We start from the raw sequence: 16,517 nt of genomic DNA on the forward strand, positions 1-16,517 counted from the left end.
ATAAAGGTCGTCGTGCACGCCTTCGACGTGCTGGGCGATCCGGTCCGGCGCCGCATCCTGGAGCTGCTCGCCACCGGCGAGCAGAGCGCCGGCGCGGTCAGCGCGGTGATCCGCGACGAGTTCGGCATCTCCCAGCCCGCCGTGTCCCAGCACCTCAAGGTGCTGCGCGACAACGGCTTCGCCACCGTGCGACCGGACGGCACCCGGCGGCTCTACGCCGTCGACCCGCGCCCACTGCGTGAGGTCGACGGCTGGCTGGAACACTTCCGCCGGTTCTGGACCCCGCCCCTGGCGGCACTCGCCACCGAGCTGGCCCGGGGTCGCCGCGAACGGCGGCTGCGCGGCGCCGCCGACCCACCCGAGGAGAGGAACCAACAATGATCGACGCGACCGAGCAGATCAACGCCGTCCAGCGCCACGTCGGCAGCCGCACCCTGGAGGCCGGCGAGGCCCGGGTGACCACCCTCAGCCAGACGTACCACGCGACACTCGACGACCTCTGGGACGCCTGCACCACCGCCGAGCGCATCCCACGCTGGTTCCTGCCGATCTCCGGCGACCTGCGGCTGCACGGCCGGTACCAGCTCGAGGGCAACGCCGGCGGCACCGTCGAGAGCTGCGACCCGCCGCACCGCTTCACCGCCACCTGGGAGTACGGCGGCGAGGTGAGCTGGATCGAGGTGCGGCTCACCCCCGTCGACGACGAGCGGACCCGCTTCGAGCTGGACCACATCGCGCACGTCGACCAGGACCGGTGGGCCCAGTTCGGGCCGGGCGCCGTCGGCGTCGGTTGGGACCTGGGCCTGCTCGGTCTCGCCTCCCACCTGGCCGCCGACGGCAGCGGGGTGTCGCCGGAGCAGAGCGCCGAGTGGAGCGCCTCCGACGAGGGACGGCGGTTCATGGAGCTGAGCAGCCAGCTGTGGGGCGAGGCGAACATCGCGGCCGGCACCGACGCCGACGAGGCGAAAGCCGCCGCCGAACGCACCACCGCCTTCTACACCGGCGCACCCACCCCGTAACGCGACCGACCTCGCCGCCCGCCGCTCGCACGCCGCGCCACGACGCGCGGCCGCTCGCCCGACGGCGTCCCACCTGCGGCGCCGATCCGGGGAGAATCGTGGTGATCGGAGATCACCTGACCGCGATTCTCCCTAGATCGACGGGTAACGTGCTGCGGCATGACCGGTGGGCCGTACTCGCACTGCTCGTACTGTGGCGCCGCCTACCCGTCGACGGCTGGCTGGCCTCGGGTCTGCGACGGTTGTGGCGAGACGGTGTGGCGGAACCCGCTGCCGGTCGCGGTGGCGGTGCTGCCGGTCCGCACCGACGAGGGCCTGGGCGTGGTGGTGGTCCGTCGCGACATCGAGCCCGCCCGGGGGTTGCTCGCGCTGCCCGGCGGCTTCATCGAGTACGGCGAGGAGTGGTCCGACGCGCTGGTCCGTGAGCTGCGGGAGGAGACCGGGCTCGTCGCGGTGGCCGAGGACGCCCGGCTGTTCGCGGTGCACGGCGCCCCGGCGGGCGGCACGATGATGGTCTTCGGGGTGCTGCCCGAGCAGCGGGCGGAGGACCTGCCGCCATCGGCGCCGACCGAGGAGGCGACCGAGTGGCTGGTGCTCACCGACCCGGTCGAGCTGGCGTTCTCCACCCACACCCGGGTCCTCGCCGACTTCTTGGCTCAGGCCCGCCACGCCTGAGCCCCGGGGCGACGGGCGGATCTGCGTCGTGCGGGGCGCGTAGACAGCGGCTGGCGCCCGTCGGACACTCCGACGGGCGCCAGCCTCTGGTGCTGTCCGGGCACTGCCCGGTTGGTGCTGCGGTTAGTGCGCGGCCCCGCTGAAGCGCTGGCGACGACGCCACGCCAGGGTCAGCAGCAGCATGATCGCGCCGGCGCCAACCAGGCCGCCGCCGAGCTTCATGGGCGTGCTGAGGCTGCTACCCGTGACGGGCAGCGGCTGCTTCTTGTCCAGCACCCGAAGCTGCGTGGTGGCGGTCCGTCCGGACTCCCGGCCCGTAGCGGTGAAGGTCAACAGACCCGTCACCGACGGGCGGTAGCTCCGGGAGAACTGGCCCTGGGCGTTGGTCTGCGCCGTGAAGCTCAGCGGCGCGCTCGCCTGGTACGCCACCGGCCGCATGGCCACGGTGCTGCCGTCGCTGCGGCGGGCCGGTGCCTGGCCGGCGGCCGGCGCCGCCAGCGGCGTGACGGTCACGACGATGTCGACCGTCTCGTTCGGACCGAAGCCCGTACCGGTCAGCACGACCGTCTCGCCGAGGAAGATCGTCGGCCGGTTGACGGTCAGCGACGGGGGTGCGGGCACGTACGGCGGTGGCTGTGGCGTGTCCGTGATCGTCGGCGACGGCTGCGGCTGCGGCTGTGCCGCCCCCGCCGCGGTCGGCACGGCCACCACGGCCAGGCCGACCGTGAGCGCCATGATGATGCGGGATAGCCGCATGATTGGTTCCCTCCTACTGGTCACAGCTTGGTGCGGAATGAACTTGGGTGGTCCAAGGGCTGGCGGTGGGGGTCAGCCACAGCTCGGCTTGTCCGACGCCGGTCTTCGCGGTCAACACGGTGACCTCCAAGACCCGTTCGGCGCCGGGGCTCGCCTCGACGTTGGCCGTGGCGACCTGGCGGCGTCGTTCGGTGCCGCTGCCCAGAGCGATCTCCGTACCGTCGAGGCGCGCGTCGAGCACACTTCCGCCCGCCGGACTGAAGATCGACACCAGCGTGCGGATGGTGTACGGGTCCCCTGCCAGGCCGAGGCCGAGGACGGACTCACTGAGTCCGGTCTTCGGCGCCGTCGAGCGCAGGGTCACCCGCAGCCGGAGCTCACGGCGGCCGTCGGGCCGGCATTCGCCGACCGTGAGGTTCGCCGTCGGCCGCAGGTAGTAGCCGAGCTTCGCGCCGCTGCCGTCGTTGAGGAACACGCCGACCGTCGGCACGGTGTCCTGTTCCGGAAGCGTCCCGGCCATCCGGCTGTCGCCGAATGTCCGCTGTTCCTCCGGTCGGGCACTCCAGAACAATATCCGGCGTTCAGTGATAGCACGGTCAAATGCGGACAACAACACCCGCGGGTTGACATTCTTCTTGAAGAAGGCATCAAACACCGCTGCGGCGGACGCCGTGAAGAACTCGTCCTGCTCTCTGGTGCCTAGGCGCTGGTAGGTCTCGTTGAGCAGCGTCTGCACGACCTTTTCGCTGGCCAGCGGGACGCCGCCGGGCACCAGCACCGGGCCGGTCGCCTTGAGCAGGTAGGACAGCACCACCGGGTCGACGGCGAGCACGCCGTCGACCGTGGTGCCGGTCTTGCGGCGGAACATCTCGCGGTACAGCGCGGCGGCGGTCGGGAAGTGCGGGGTCAGATTGACGTCGGCGGGATAGATGCCAGGCAGGTCGGTCCAGAGTGCCCTGGTCTCGGCGGGCAGCTTCAGCGCCGGCAGGAATCGACCGAGGGAGGCGCTGCTGCCCTGCCGGCCCATCCGGACCTGGCCCTTCTCGGCCTCGATCATCGCGTACGCGCCGAACATGCCGCCGGTGGCGCGCAGCTCGGCGAGATTCTGCGAGACCAGCAGGTACCGGCGTGGTCCGTTCGCGCCGAGCAGCGGCGGGAGCAGCCGGGCGCCCTGGTCGGCGGCCGTGGTGAGGCTGGCCAGCCGGTCGATCTCGCCGCGCAGATCGGTCAGCGCCTGCCGGATCTGGTCGACCAGCCGATCGGCGGGCACCGCGGCCAGGTCGCGGCGGGTGCGCTGCACCGCGTCGTCCACCCGGGACAGTTCGGCGGAGACCCCGGTGAGCTTGGCCAGATCCAGCCGGCCCCCGGTCGGCACGAGGCTGGTCAGGTCCGTCCGCAGCAGGGCCGGGAACGCCTGCCGGGCCAGTTCGTCGATGGCGACGGCGATCTGCTGGACAGCGTCGAGGTCGTCGCCGGCGATCGGGGTACGCCGGCCGAGCTGCCAGCCCGGGTCGGCGGTCACGGCCCGGGCCGCGGCGGACTGCTCCTGGAGCGCGGCGAGGGTCCGCAGGGCGCGGTCGGTCTCACCACCGACAACCTGTGCGCTCAGCTCGCGGGCCAGGCCCGCGGCGTTGAGCAGGTGGGCCCGCGCCTGCCAGCCGCGGAAGCCGATCCAGCCGCCGGTGGCCAGCAGCAACGAGCCGACCACCAGGGCACCGAGGAGTGCCCGGCGCAGTCGGGCACGCCGGCGGCGCCGGGACCGGCTGTGCCGCCGGCGCGGTCGTTCGCTCTCCGTCACACCACACTCCTGATTCCTGGAACCGGACAGACGGTCCGATATCCCTGACGTTCTTAGCACGCATCCGGACGTCTCGTACCGTTATGGCATTTCTCGTCCGTTACGCGAGGGTCTTTCGCGGACTGGCGGGTTCGGAGACCCTGCCGGCAACCTCGAGCAGCAGCCGCTCGATCCGGTCCACGCCGGCCGGCAACGACATCTCCCGCAGGTACGCCTCCCGGCCCCGGCGGCCCATCTCCACCCGCGACGGCGGGGGGATGGTGGCGGCCAACCAGAACCGGTCCGCCAGCGCCGCCCAGTCCTCGGGCGGGCAGGACAGCCCCGCCCGCGTGCGTTCCACCAGGTCGGCGGTGTCCCCGCCGGCCGAGGCCACCACCGGCGCGGCGCAGCTGAGCGCGGCCTGCAGCTTGCCCGGCACCATGCCGTGCAGCTCCGGAAGGTCGCGCAGCATGACCAGCTGGTAGTCCGCGGCGGCATACAGCTCGGGCATGTCGACCGGGGAGCGGCGTTCCACGAACCGGACGTTGTCCGCACCCAACTCGGCGGCGAGCCCCCGCACCCGCCGCTCGTCCGCCCCGGAGCCGACAAGGACCAGGTCCATCGTCCGGTCCAGCGCCGCGGCGGCCCGTACCGCCGTCTCCAACCCCTGCCGGGCTCCGATGGTGCCGGCGTGCATCACCACGCACCGCCCGTCGCCGCCGACCAGCTGACGGGCCGCCGGGCTGGGCGTCGCGGGGTGGAAGATCCGCTCGTCGGTCCAGTTCAGCACCACCTGGACCCGGGCCGGGTCGGCGCCGGCGGCGACCACCAGGTCCCGCATCGACGGCGCCGCCACGGCCACCCGCGCGGCACTGCGGTAGACCCGCGCCATCGCGGCGCCCATCCGTGCCGCCCAGCGCCCGTCACCCGCCTCCTCGGCGCCGTCGAGTGCCCACACGTCCTGCACGTGCAGGACCACTGGCACCCGCCCGAGCAGCCGCAGCACCGCGGCCGTGGCGAACGTGGTGGCCGGCAGTTGGAAGACGTAGAGCGCGTCCACGTTGCCGAGGAACCGGCGCGCGGCCAACGCCGCGCTGCCGGCGAACGAGACGTAGCTCGCCATCCTGCCGCCGGTGGACGTGGCGCCGCTGGAGTAGCGCGGCACCCGCCGCACGGACAGCCGTTGGCTGTGCGTCTCGTGGTGCCAGCGCTGGCGCCAGCCGGGGTAGACGTGTCCGCCGGGGTAGTCCGGGAAGCCGGTGAGCACCCGGACCTCGTGCCCGCGCGCGGCCAGCTCCTCGGCGAGGCTGCCGGGGATGAACGCCGGCTCCGGCGGAAAGTGGTACGACAGGATGCCGATCTTCACCGGGTCACCGCCGTTCGCCACGGAACCGCCCCGGTCGGCGCGGCACCGCGACCGACGGGCGCCCGGCCCGCGTACGATGCCGACAACCCCTCACCGCGCGGCCACCGGCGTCGACGCACCGCTCTCGCGGTGCGGCCGTCCGCGTCCGCACCGATGAGAGGGGCACCCATGGCCGACCGCGTCCTGTTCGTCTGCCACGCCAACCTGTGCCGGTCGCCGATGGCCGAGTACCTGGCCCGACGGCTGCTGGCCGACCGGCCGGTCACCGTGGCCAGCGCCGGCACCGACGCCCTGGACGGGCTGTCGATGCACCCGTACGCCATGGAGATCGCGGCCGAGGGCGGCGCGGACCCGTCGGCGTTCCGCAGCCGGGGGCTGCGCCCCGAGTACCTGGCCGACGCGACGCTGGTGCTGACCGCGACCCGACGCCAGCGCTCGGTCTGCACCGCGCTGGCGCCGGCCGCGCTGCACCGGACGTTCACCCTGCGCCAGTTCGGCCGGCTGGCCGCGGCGGCCGAGCCGCCGGTGGAACCGGCCGACGACTCGCTGGGGGCGGCGATCGCCGCGGCCGCCCACGCCCGGGGGCGGCTGCAACCCGCCGCCCCGGACGCGGACGACCTGCGGGACCCGATCGGCGGCACCGCCGCCGACTTCCGACGCTGCGCCGAGGAGATCGAACGGTCGCTACGACCCCTCGCCGCGCTCATCGGGGCAACCGGGTGAGTTCCTGGGTGCGGTCGCCGACGCCGCTGCCCTCGCTGTGCCGGGCGGACGCCGCCCGGTCGGCCGGCACCGACGGTGTGGCCGTCGAGGCGACCACCCGGTAGGCCTCGTACTGGTACGCCTCGGCCTTGGCCACCTTGGCCATGTTCAGCACGCAGCCGAGCAACCGGACCGAGACCGAGTGCAGCGACCGGGCCGCGGCGGCCACCTGGGTCCGTGAGGTGCGGCCCTGCTGGGTGACCAGCAGTGCGCCGTCGGCCTGCACGGCCACCACCACGCCGTCGGTCACGGCGAGCAGCGGCGCGGTGTCGATGATCACGATGTCCGCCGACTCGCGCAGCGCCAGCAACAGGTCCGCCATGGCCTTGGAGCCGAGCAGCTCGCTCGGGTTCGGCGGCGCGGAGCCGCTGGGCAGCACGAGCAGGGACTTGTCCCCCCAGCGCTGCACCACGTCCCCGACCTGGACGTCACCGACCAGTACGTCGGTGAGGCCGACCCCGGCGTCCAGGCCCAGGTAGTCGTCGACCTTGGGGCGACGCAGGTCCGCGTCGACCAGCAGTACCCGCCAGCCGGCCTCGGCCAGCGCGATCGCCAGGTTGCAGGAGAGCGTGGTCTTGCCCTCGCCCTGCAACGCGCTGGTGACGGCGATGACCCGGGCGGGCTCGTGCACGTCGACGAACCGCAGGTTCGTACGCAGTTTGCGGACCGCCTCGGCGCGCGCCGAGGTCGCGGCGTCGCCGACGATCAGCGGTGCCGAGCGGGCGCCGCTCTCGAACGGGATCTCACCGAGCAGCGGGCTGCCGGTGGCTCGTTGCAGGCCGGCGGCGTCGCGCAGCCGGACGTCGGCCACGCCGCGCAGGATCGCCAGGGCGACACCGAGTACCAGACCGAGCAGCCCACCGAGGGTGAGGTTGCGGGCCGGCTGCGGCGAGACGGGGCTAGAGCTGACCCGTGGACCGCTGACCACTTCGATCTTGATCGGCGCCTTGCCCTCCGGCGGCGTCTCGACCCTCTGCACGAGCTCGACGAACTTGGCGGCGAGGGTCTCCGTCACCCGCAACGCCCGCGTCTGGTCGGTGTCGGTGATCGACGCGCGCAGCAGGACGGTGCCGGCCTCGGTGGAGGTGCTCACCTTGCGCTGCACCTCGTCGGCGGTGAGCCCGACCGGATTCTCGGCCACCACGCTCTGTGCCAGCCGGTCGCTGCTGAGCAGGTCGGCGTACGACTTGACGCGCTGCTGGAGGAAGAGGCCACCCTGGTAGGCGTCGGTGACGCCCTGGTTGGGCGTGGTGACGAAGAACGTCACGGAAGCGACGTACCGGGGTTGAGCCCGTACGGTCACGAACGCCGAGACGCCCAGGGCGACCATGAACGTCACCAGCACGACCCACCAGTGGCGACGCACGTGGCGCAGTTGGCGGAGCAGGTCCATCAGGTGCGCCTCCGTGCCGGTCCGGTTACGCCAAAGAACTTCACGAAAACCCCCAAGGTCGTCTGTCAACTCGTGAAACCATTAAAGCCGCTCATACGGCTTATGTCCGGAGTTATGCATTTTCGTTGTGCCGGGATGCGCTCGAATGACCAACCCGACAAACGGCCATTCGGCAGCGGCGACAACGGGGAAAAGTCGCAACCGATCGGGCAGCGTCCGGGCGGCCCCTGCGGTCGCCGGCGTCGACGAACCCGGATAGGGTCGTCAGCGGTGTGCCGGGAAGCCTGGTCGGCGAGTGGATTCCTGCCGTCCCGACATCGCTAGGTGAGCCCCGCCAATGACCGACCACACCCCACCACCTGACCGGCCCCGGGCCCGCCTGTTCTCGCGGTCGTCCTGGCCCGAGGCCCGGCACCTCGCCGACGTGCTGCGCACGGAGACCGTCGGCGGCGCCCTGCTGCTGCTCGGCGCCGTGATCGCCCTGATCTGGGCCAACTCCCCCTGGGCCGACGCGTACACCCGACTCGGCGACTGGGTGCCGTGGCCCGGCGGCACGCGCTGGCACCTCGACCTGGACCTGGCCACCTGGGCCGCGGACGGCCTGCTCGCCATCTTCTTCTTCGTCGTGGGCCTGGAACTCAAGCGGGAGTTCATCGTCGGGGAACTGCGCGACCCGCGCCGCGCCGCGCTGCCGGTGGTGGCCGCCCTCGGCGGCATGCTGCTACCCGCGCTGATCTACGTGACGGTCACCCTGACCGCGGGCGGCGAGGGGCTGCGCGGCTGGGCGATCCCGACCGCCACCGACATCGCGTTCGCGCTGGCCGTGCTCGCGGTGGTCAGTTCGCACCTGCCACAGGGCCTGCGCGCCTTCCTGCTCACTCTCGCCGTGGTCGACGACCTGTTCGCGATCACGATCATCGCGGTCTTCTACACCGCCGACTTCCATCCCGTGCCGCTGCTCGCCGCGCTGGCGCCGATCGGGCTCTTCGCCCTGCTCGTCCAGCGGGGGCGCAGTTGGTGGTGGGCCCTGATCCCGCTCGCCGTCGCCGCCTGGGCCCTGGTGCACGCCTCCGGCGTCCATGCCACGGTGGCCGGCGTCCTGCTCGGGTTCACCGTGCCGGTGCTGGGGCGGCGCCGACGTGCGGGGGGCGCGTCCGCCGGCGACCGGTCGGACGCGGGCGGGCCGCCGGAGGGCACGAACGGGGACGCCGGCGGGCTCGCCGCACATCTGGAACACCGCTGGCGGCCGGTGTCGGCCGGCTTCGCGGTGCCGATCTTCGCCCTGTTCGCCGCCGGGGTCACGCTGCGGGGCACCGACCTGGGCGCGCTGCTGACCGACCCGGTGGTGATCGCCATCGTCGCCGGCCTGGTGCTCGGCAAGAGCATCGGCATCTTCGGGTCGACCTACCTGCTCGCCCGGTTCACCCGCGCCGAACTCGACGAGGACATCACCTGGTCGGACCTGCTCGGGATCGCGCTGCTGGCCGGCGTCGGGTTCACCGTCTCCCTGCTCATCGGCGACCTGGCCTTCGGCGTCGGCAGCACGGCCGACAACCGGGTCAAGGCCGCCGTGCTGACCGGGTCGCTGATCTCCGCCGGCCTGGCCGCCACCGTGCTGCTCCGTCGCAACGCCGTGTACCGCCGGGTGGCGGAGCAGGAGCGACTGGACGCCGACGGCGACGGCGTTCCCGACGTCTACCAGAGATCCGCCGACAGCTGACCGGGACGCCGGGGAGAGTCCCGCCCCGGCGTCCGGGTCAGGCCGGACCTGACCGCACGGGCCGGTCAGTGGCCGCGTTCGGCGGGCCGGCGCTCCTCGGTCTCCTCGGACAACGCCTCGGCCGCCGGTGCGGTGAGGTCGTCACCGGGCACCGCCACCTCCTCGGCGAGGTCCTGCTCGTCGGGCTTCCCGCCGGGCTGCGGCTCGGGAGCGGTGGCGCCGCCGGCGAAGCCGTACTCGTTCGGTTCGTCGTGCCTGCTCATGTGGTTGTCCTCCCGGGTGCGCCGGTTTCGCCTCGTACCGCCAACGGTAGGTGGTGATCGTCCCCGGCGCAGGGCGGCCGGGATTGTCGACGCGACCACCCCGGCGCGGCGCCCAGCGCCGCCCAGAGCAGCTGGCGCAGCGCGATGACCGCAGCCGCGCCGGCGAGGCCGTTCCAGCCCGGATCGCCAACGAGCCGGAGCAGACCGGCCGCGATCAGCAGGTCCAACACCACCCGGATGGCGGTCCGGCCGGCCCCGGTGCTGAGCACGACGACCACACCGGCGACCAGAGCCAGCGCGGTCACCGCGGTCACCAGTCCGTCGATCACGTCCGGCGCTCTCCCTCGGCCACCTGCCGCTGCTCCTGACGGATCTCCCGGCCCAGGAAGTAGTTCAGCGCCGTCCGGATCGTGGCGATCGCGGCCAGCTGCCCGATCTGCGCGAACGACGGGGACACCGCGGTCCGCAGCACGTCGGCGGCCAGCTGGAACTCCAGGCCGAGCGTCAGGAACCGACCCAGGGCGAGCCGGATCGGGGTGAAGACGGCGGCGGTGCGGTGTCGCAGCCCTTCGACCACGAACCGCACCGCCGCCCAGACCGCGCCCACGAAGATCACCAGAGCGCCGGCGACCTCCACCACGGCGACCAGCACCTCGTCGCCCTGACGCAACAGGTCCGCCGCATCCACCCGGGGCCGTTACCCGCCACGGGGGTAGGTAGTCGACACTCAGGTCAGCTGGTTCACCGCCTCCAGGATCAGCCAGAGACCACAGATGGCGAACAGCACCGCCGCGCCGTACTTGATGGCCTTCTCCGGCAGCCGGCGGCCGAGCATACGGCCCACCAGGATGGCCAGGGCGTCCGCGGCCACCATGCCGATGGTGGAGCCGAGCCAGGTGCCGAACCAGCCGTACTTGGTGGCCAGCGTGATCGTGGCGAGCATCGTCTTGTCGCCCAGCTCGGCCAGGAAGAACGCCACCGAGACCGCGATGATCGCCGACTTGCTGGTCTTTTCGGCCTTGCGCTTCTCCTCGTCGGTCAGGCTGTCCCCGCGCAGGGTCCACGCGCCGAAGGCGAGGAACGCCAGGCCGGCCACCAGGGTGATCCACTCGGTGGGCAGCACGGCGCCGAGACCGGAGCCGATGGCGACCGACGCCAGGTGCACCACCGCCGTGGCGACGGTGATGCCGATCAGCACCGGCACCGGCCGGAACCGCGTGGCGAAGGTCAGCGCCATCAACTGGGACTTGTCCCCCAGCTCGGCGACGAAGATGACGCCGAAGCTGACGACCAGCGCGGCGAAGAATCCTTCCATGACACCCTTCCCGATCCTGCCGGGAGGAGGTACAGGGGCGCCCTCGACCCGGCTCCAAGAGCCTGAGTCGAAGGTCTCGCCCGCCCCGGAGACCGGGGCCGCGTGGCCGGATGCGGAACGCACCAGTATGTCGACCACGACATTGGGGGCTACTCCCCTTCGCGTGATCAGCCTAGCCGATCACCGCCGGGGCCCGCCGGGGTGGGTGAACCGGCTCACCGCGCCTGGGCGAGGGTGACCCCGAAGAGTCCCTCCGGATCGGTCCAGAAGTCCGTGGCGGCGAAACCGGCCCCGGCCAGCTCGGCGGCGATCCCCGCCCGACGGAACTTCGCCGAGATCTCGGTACGCAGATCCTCGCCCGTGGCGAAGGCCACGGTCAGGTCCAGCACCCGGACCCGCATCGGCCGGGTCGCCCGCAGCCGCATCTCGATCCACTCGTGGTCGGCGTCCCAGCGGGCGACGTGCGCGAACCCCGCGGGGTCGAAGTCGGCGCCCAGCTCCCGGTTGATCACGTGCAGCACGTTGCGGTTGAACTCGGCCGTCACCCCGGCCGCGTCGTCGTACGCGGGCACGATCAGCGAGGGATCCTTCACCAGGTCGGTGCCGAGCAGCAGCCAGTCGCCGACCTCCAGCGCGGCGCGCATCGCGGCGAGGAACCCGGCACGCTCGCCCGGCAGGAGGTTGCCGATGGTGCCGCCGAGGAACACCACCAACCGGCGGCCGCCGGTGGGCAGCCGGTCCAACTGGCGGGTGAAGTCCCCGACGATGCCCCGGACCCGCAGTCCGGGATAGTCGGCGGCGATCTCGGCGGTGGACGCCCGCAGCGCGCTCACCGACACATCGAGGGGGACGAAGGTGCCCAGCCCGCCCCGGCGGGTGAACGCGTCCAGCAGCAGCCGGGTCTTCTCCGACGAGCCGGAGCCCAGCTCGATCAGGGTCTTCGCCCCGGTCAGGGCCGCGATGTCGGGCGCCCTCTCGGCCAGCACCGCCCGCTCGGCCCGGGTCGGGTAGTACTCGGGCAACCGGGTGATCTCCTCGAACAGCTCGCTGCCCCGGGCGTCGTAGAACCACTTCGGTGGCAGCCACTTCTGCTCGGCGCTCAGCCCGGCCCGGACGTCCTCGCGCAGCCCACGCTCCAGGTCCTGCTCCTCGAGGTAGATCTCCAGCGGTTCCGCCGTCATCACGTTGCCTCTCTGTTCGGTCAACCGTCGCCTGCCCGACCGCCGCCGCTCACCACGCCGGCAGTGGGCTCACCCGCACCTCGTTCGCCGTGGCGCTCACCAGGCGCCCCTCCGGCACCGGCCGCCACCCGGGGTCGTCGTCGTGTGGCTCGGACGCGAGCAGCACCGAGCCAGCCGCCGCGCGCACCGACAGCGCGTGCCCGGCCACGCTGGCCACCACCCGGCGCCCGTCGGTGAGCAGCAGATTCAGCCGCGAACCCGGCGCCGCGGCGGCGACCTCGGCCACCGTCCGCCCGACCGCCTCGGCCGGGTCGGCGCCGGCGCGCAACCGGTGCCGGACCAGCGCCCAGAGCAACGCCGAGTCGGTGGCGGCGTCCAGCGTGAGCAGGTCCCGCACCGGCAGGCCGGCCGCGAGCGGCACCACGGCGTCCGGCCAGCCGCGCACCACCCCGTTGTGGCTGAACAGCCACCGCCCCTCCGCGAACGGCGCGGCGGCGCCGTCGAGCACCGCCATCCCGACGGTCGCCGAACGGACCGCGGCGAGCACCGCGCCGGCGCGGGTCACCGCCGCGAGCTGGGCGATCGTCGGGTCGCTCCAGATCGGCTGCGCCCGCCGGTAACGCACCGGCTCGCCGTCGCCCGGGTACCAGCCGACGCCGAACCCGTCGGCGTTGATCGTGCCGCCACCGCGCATGTCACGAGGCGCCCAGGACTGCCGCACCAGCGAGTACGCCGGGTCGAACAGCAACTCGGCCAGGGTGACCGGCGGCCCCAGGTAGGCAAGGTGGCGGCACATCAGCGCGCCCCGCCCGCCTGCGCGCCCGCCGCGCGGCGGGTCACCGGTGCGACTCGTCCGGGCGGGCGTCGCGGGCGCAGCGGAAGCCGCTGAAGATCTGCCGCCGGATCGGGTAGTCCCAGTTGCGGAAGGTGCCCCGGCAGGCGGACCGGTCGGTGCCGAACGAGCCGCCGCGCAGCACCCGGTGGTCGTCGCCGAAGAAGACCTCCGAGTATTCGCGATAGGGAAACGCGGTGAAGCCGGGATGCCCACGGAAGGTCGTCGACGTCCACTCCCAGACGTCCCCGATGAGCTGGTGCACGCCGAGCGGCGAGACGCCGGCCGGGTACGCGCCCACCGGGGCCGGCCGCAGGTGACGTTGGCCGAGATTGGCGTGCGCGTCGGTGGGGTCGCCGTCGCCCCACGGGTATCGGCGGGACCGCCCGGTCGCCGGGTCCCAGCGGGCCGCCTTCTCCCACTCCGCCTCGGTCGGCAGGCGCTTGCCGGCCCACGACGCGTACGCCTGCGCCTCGTGCCAGCACACGTGCACCACCGGCTCGTCGGCGCGGACCCGCTCCCACCGGCCGAAGCGCCGGTACGACCAGCCGTCGCCGTCGCGGCGCCAGTGCATCGGCGCGCTCAGCTCCTCCCGGAGCCGGTGCGCCCAGCCGGCCGGGCTCCACCAGCGCGGGTCGGTGTAGCCGCCGTCGGCGATGAAGGCCTCGTACTGGCCGTTGGTGACGGGGGTGGCGTCGATGACGTACGCGGGCAGGTCGACGCGGTGCGCGGGGCGCTCGTTGTCGAGGGCCCACGGGTCGGTGTCGGTGCCCATCGTGAACGGGCGGGCCGGCACCAGCACCTCCCCGCCGACGGGGGCGGGCGGCTCCGGTGGCGGCGGGGCGTGCAGCACCGCCGGCCCGGAGCGCAGCTGGTGGGTGGCGAGCATCGTCTCGTCGTGCTGCTGCTCGTGCTGCACGATCATGCCGAAGGCGAACCCGTCGGCGACCAGCGGGCGGTCGCCGAAGGTCACCGCGTCGAGCAGGTCGTGCACCTTGTCCCGGACGGTGCCCAGGTAGGCGCGCGCCTCCGCGGGTCGCAGCAGGGGCAGCGTGGGGCGGTCCCGGCGGGGTTGCTTGAACGCGTCGTACAGCTCGTCGATGTCGCACCGGACCGGCTCGCGGCCCCCGACGTCGCGGACCAGCCAGAGCTCCTCCTGGTTGCCGACGTGCGCCAGGTCCCAGACCAGGGGCGACATCAGGGGCGAGTGCTGGCGCATCAGGTCGGCGTCGTCTACCACCTCGGTCAAGAGCGACGTGCGGGAGCGGGCCCGCGCCAGCTCCGCCGTGATCCGGCCGCGCAACTGCTCCCCGTCGAGGTGCCCAGGCTCACTCCTCGCGGTCACCGCGCCGCCTTTCGCTCCCGACTGCGGGGCTCGCAACCCCGGCTCACTCCTCGCGGTCACCGGTGCCGCCCTTCGCTCCCGACTGCGGGGCTCGCAACCCCGGCTCACTCCTCGCGGTCACCGGTCTCCCCTCTCCGCGGCGGCCAGCCGCCGCCGTACGTCTCGGTGGATCTCGTCGTGGGCGCCGGCCGGCAGGTCGAGCCGGGGCAACGTGGTCAGGGCCAGGTCGAGCAGCGCCGCCGCGGCGGCGGCCAGCGCAGGATCGGCCAGGCCGTGCCGCGCGGCGACCGACCAGCGGTGCGCCACCGGCGCCCCGATCGCGTACGCCGCACACACGGTGCCCGGATCGGCGAACAGGGCGGCCAGGACCGTCATCGGGAGCCGCCAGTCCCGGCCGGGTTGGGCGTCCAGGTAGCGCAGCTCCAGGTAGCCGCGCGGACGCACCGGTGGAAAGAGGGTGCTGACGTGGTAGTCGAGGTCGTCGGTGGTGGGTGGTTGGGGCAGCGCGCCGTCGAGCCAGTCGGCGAAGGTCACGCCCGGCGGAGGGGACCAGTCCGGGCCGTGTCGGCGCAGGCAGAGCAACGGCGCGGCGAGGACGTACCGGATCCAGGTGGCGGTCGGGTCCTCGTCGGCGCTGCCGGGTGCCCAGACCGGGCGGGTGCGGGCCGGGTCGATGGCGAGCCAGGCGGCCATCCGGGCCGAGGCCCATCCGGTGCGTCGCCCGGCGTGCCGGCTGGCGGAGGCGAACGCCGCGAGCAGCGGTGGGCCGACCGCGTGGGCCGCTGCCCAGCGCGCCGGGAGCTGGTCCGGTTCGCCGGCGTCGAGGCAGATCTGCAGGCCGGCGGTGCTGTACATCATGGTCCGGCCGGCCGGGCCGCGCCGGTCGAAGGCGCCGCGCATGGCGCGGTAGCGGGGAGTTTCCAGCACCGGGCGGGGCCGGCGGTGCGGGTCGATGCCGCTGCGGCCGAGGATCAGCCCCGCGGCGGCCAGCAGGTCGGTGACCTGGGCGATGTCGGCCTCGGTGGCGTGGATCAACGCGGCGATCGAGGAGCGCGGCGGGGTGGAGATCTCGAGCTGGCCACCGGGCTCCAAGGTCACCGTGCCGCCGTGTCGCAGCGGCTCGGCCGGGCTCGTGGCATCCAGCGTGACGGGGCTGTGCCGCCCCAGCGCCGCCCGCAGCCGCCCCGGGTCGACGGGTCGGGTGGGATCGGCGGCGTCGTGCACGGTCCATTCCAGTTCGACGCCGGTGCGGGTGGGTGGGCCGGTCTTGAAGCAGATGCGGGCGAGGTGCCGACGTGCGGCGGCGGACTCGCTCAGGATCACGCTGCGGTCCAGCTCGGGTGACGTCACCACCGGACGGGCCCCCTCTCCGTGCGCCGGCCCCGGGACACTGTGCCACCGTAAACCCGCCCACCGACACCGTCGGGGGCGTCCGCGGCGCCACCAACCTCTGTCTAACAGACGAATTTCCCGGTGCAGGCCGGAACACGAACGCCCCTCCGCAGGGACGCTCACTCCCGGGTGGGCCGGCCGGTCTCCGGGTGCGACGGCCTGGCCTTCGCCGACTTCGACGGCTTCGCCTCCGGCGCCGACCGGGACGGCTTCGCCTCGGGCGCCAACCGCTGGCAGTACGCCTCGACCTCCTCGGCGCCGCCGGCAGCGGCCACCAGTCTCTGGTAGGCCGGGGTGTCCAGCGCCTTCTCGCGTTGCTCGGGGTTCTTGGCCTGCCAGGCGCGGCACAGCCCGCGCAGCTGACCCACGGACGCCCCGCCGGCCGACGGCGCACCGGTGGTCGACGGCGTGGCGACAGCGGAGGGTGTGCCCGGCACCGACCGGCCGGGTGCGGCGGTCTGGTCACCGGGCGTGCTCGTCCCGACGTCGGTCGGCGTTGGCGATGGGCTGGTCGGTGCCACCGGCACCGGATCCGGCGCCCGGTCCAGGCTGACGGCGGCGAAGGCGGCGCCCGCGGTGGCGGTGGCAGCCAGCGCGCCGATCCAGGCCAGCGCACCGGTGGTCAACCGGCGGCGGTGTGGCCGGCGGACCATGGTGGGCGCCGGGTCGGCCCGGGCGGCCCGGAACGCGGCCAGTGCGGCCTCCTCGCCGGCCCGGGCGC

At 73.5% G+C, this 16,517-nt stretch carries 18 protein-coding genes; 5 read left to right on the forward strand and 13 right to left on the reverse strand.

Annotation, left to right across the window (positions count from 1 at the left end; translation table 11 throughout):
• Window positions 1-12: 12 nt before the first annotated feature.
• The 3 genes from DKT68_RS25730 to DKT68_RS25740 all read left to right on the forward strand — a co-directional run bounded on the left by DKT68_RS25730 (window position 13) and on the right by DKT68_RS25740 (window position 1,694).
• Complete coding sequence (locus tag DKT68_RS25730; RefSeq protein WP_109819962.1) at window positions 13-381, forward strand: ArsR/SmtB family transcription factor; 369 nt, start codon at window positions 13-15, stop codon at window positions 379-381.
• The gene (locus DKT68_RS25735) at window positions 378-1,019 is read left to right on the forward strand and encodes an SRPBCC family protein (RefSeq protein ID WP_109819963.1); all 642 of its coding nucleotides are present in this window, start codon (window positions 378-380) and stop codon (window positions 1,017-1,019) included. Before DKT68_RS25730 ends, DKT68_RS25735 begins: the two co-directional genes overlap by 4 nt.
• A gap of 159 nt (window positions 1,020-1,178) precedes the next feature.
• The gene (locus tag DKT68_RS25740) at window positions 1,179-1,694 is read left to right on the forward strand and encodes an NUDIX domain-containing protein (protein ID WP_109819964.1); all 516 of its coding nucleotides are present in this window, start codon (window positions 1,179-1,181) and stop codon (window positions 1,692-1,694) included.
• A gap of 123 nt (window positions 1,695-1,817) precedes the next feature.
• Here the strand turns inward: DKT68_RS25740 and DKT68_RS25745 are convergent, their stop codons facing one another.
• The 3 genes from DKT68_RS25745 to DKT68_RS25755 form a co-directional block, all read right to left on the reverse strand.
• The gene (locus DKT68_RS25745) at window positions 1,818-2,450 is read right to left on the reverse strand and encodes a hypothetical protein (RefSeq protein WP_109819965.1); all 633 of its coding nucleotides are present in this window, start codon (window positions 2,448-2,450) and stop codon (window positions 1,818-1,820) included.
• A gap of 13 nt (window positions 2,451-2,463) precedes the next feature.
• Window positions 2,464-4,248 carry a DUF4012 domain-containing protein gene (locus DKT68_RS25750; RefSeq protein WP_109819966.1) on the reverse strand — a complete coding sequence of 595 codons (1,785 nt, stop codon included), beginning with the start codon at window positions 4,246-4,248 and terminating at the stop codon, window positions 2,464-2,466.
• A gap of 100 nt (window positions 4,249-4,348) precedes the next feature.
• Window positions 4,349-5,593, reverse strand: coding sequence for a glycosyltransferase family 4 protein (locus tag DKT68_RS25755; protein WP_109819979.1), 1,245 nt, complete (start codon window positions 5,591-5,593; stop codon window positions 4,349-4,351).
• Window positions 5,594-5,761: 168 nt separating this feature from the next.
• Between DKT68_RS25755 and DKT68_RS25760 the strand changes: the two genes are divergently transcribed.
• Window positions 5,762-6,316 (forward strand): arsenate reductase/protein-tyrosine-phosphatase family protein, encoded by a 555-nt coding sequence (locus DKT68_RS25760; protein WP_109819967.1) that lies wholly within the window; start codon window positions 5,762-5,764, stop codon window positions 6,314-6,316.
• Here the strand turns inward: DKT68_RS25760 and DKT68_RS25765 are convergent.
• A complete protein-coding gene (locus DKT68_RS25765) occupies window positions 6,297-7,748 on the reverse strand; it encodes a polysaccharide biosynthesis tyrosine autokinase (protein ID WP_109819968.1) in 1,452 nt (483 codons plus the stop codon). The genes DKT68_RS25760 and DKT68_RS25765 overlap by 20 nt on opposite strands.
• Window positions 7,749-8,085: 337 nt before the next feature.
• Between DKT68_RS25765 and nhaA the strand changes: the two genes are divergently transcribed.
• Window positions 8,086-9,468 carry a Na+/H+ antiporter NhaA gene (gene nhaA, locus DKT68_RS25770; protein WP_109819969.1) on the forward strand — a complete coding sequence of 461 codons (1,383 nt, stop codon included), beginning with the start codon at window positions 8,086-8,088 and terminating at the stop codon, window positions 9,466-9,468.
• Window positions 9,469-9,533: 65 nt separating this feature from the next.
• Here the strand turns inward: nhaA and DKT68_RS25775 are convergent, their stop codons facing one another.
• The 9 genes from DKT68_RS25775 to DKT68_RS31235 form a co-directional block, all read right to left on the reverse strand.
• Window positions 9,534-9,731: a hypothetical protein gene (locus DKT68_RS25775; protein ID WP_109819970.1), complete on the reverse strand. Its 198-nt coding sequence runs from the start codon at window positions 9,729-9,731 to the stop codon at window positions 9,534-9,536.
• On the reverse strand, window positions 9,728-10,060 hold the full coding sequence (locus tag DKT68_RS25780) for a hypothetical protein (protein ID WP_109819971.1): 333 nt from the start codon (window positions 10,058-10,060) through the stop codon (window positions 9,728-9,730). Before DKT68_RS25780 ends, DKT68_RS25775 begins: the two co-directional genes overlap by 4 nt.
• Window positions 10,057-10,419, reverse strand: a complete 363-nt coding sequence (locus DKT68_RS25785) for a DUF1622 domain-containing protein (RefSeq protein ID WP_109819972.1) — start codon at window positions 10,417-10,419, stop codon at window positions 10,057-10,059. The genes DKT68_RS25780 and DKT68_RS25785 overlap by 4 nt, the downstream gene beginning before the upstream one ends.
• A 39-nt stretch (window positions 10,420-10,458) precedes the next feature.
• Window positions 10,459-11,046 carry a TMEM165/GDT1 family protein gene (locus tag DKT68_RS25790; RefSeq protein ID WP_109819973.1) on the reverse strand — a complete coding sequence of 196 codons (588 nt, stop codon included), beginning with the start codon at window positions 11,044-11,046 and terminating at the stop codon, window positions 10,459-10,461.
• 215 nt (window positions 11,047-11,261) lie between these two features.
• Complete coding sequence (egtD, locus tag DKT68_RS25795; protein WP_109819974.1) at window positions 11,262-12,227, reverse strand: L-histidine N(alpha)-methyltransferase; 966 nt, start codon at window positions 12,225-12,227, stop codon at window positions 11,262-11,264.
• A gap of 49 nt (window positions 12,228-12,276) precedes the next feature.
• Window positions 12,277-13,023: an ergothioneine biosynthesis protein EgtC gene (egtC, locus tag DKT68_RS25800; RefSeq protein ID WP_109819975.1), complete on the reverse strand. Its 747-nt coding sequence runs from the start codon at window positions 13,021-13,023 to the stop codon at window positions 12,277-12,279.
• A gap of 40 nt (window positions 13,024-13,063) precedes the next feature.
• Complete coding sequence (gene egtB, locus DKT68_RS25805) at window positions 13,064-14,404, reverse strand: ergothioneine biosynthesis protein EgtB (RefSeq protein WP_407940791.1); 1,341 nt, start codon at window positions 14,402-14,404, stop codon at window positions 13,064-13,066.
• A gap of 117 nt (window positions 14,405-14,521) precedes the next feature.
• Window positions 14,522-15,757, reverse strand: coding sequence for an ergothioneine biosynthesis glutamate--cysteine ligase EgtA (egtA, locus tag DKT68_RS25810; protein ID WP_109819977.1), 1,236 nt, complete (start codon window positions 15,755-15,757; stop codon window positions 14,522-14,524).
• A gap of 158 nt (window positions 15,758-15,915) precedes the next feature.
• Window positions 15,916-16,517, reverse strand: a 602-nt coding sequence (locus DKT68_RS31235; protein ID WP_109819978.1) for a hypothetical protein, incomplete at its 5' end; no start/stop codon positions are given.

Source organism: Micromonospora acroterricola, from assembly GCF_003172955.1.
Lineage (GTDB): Bacteria > Actinomycetota > Actinomycetes > Mycobacteriales > Micromonosporaceae > Micromonospora > Micromonospora acroterricola.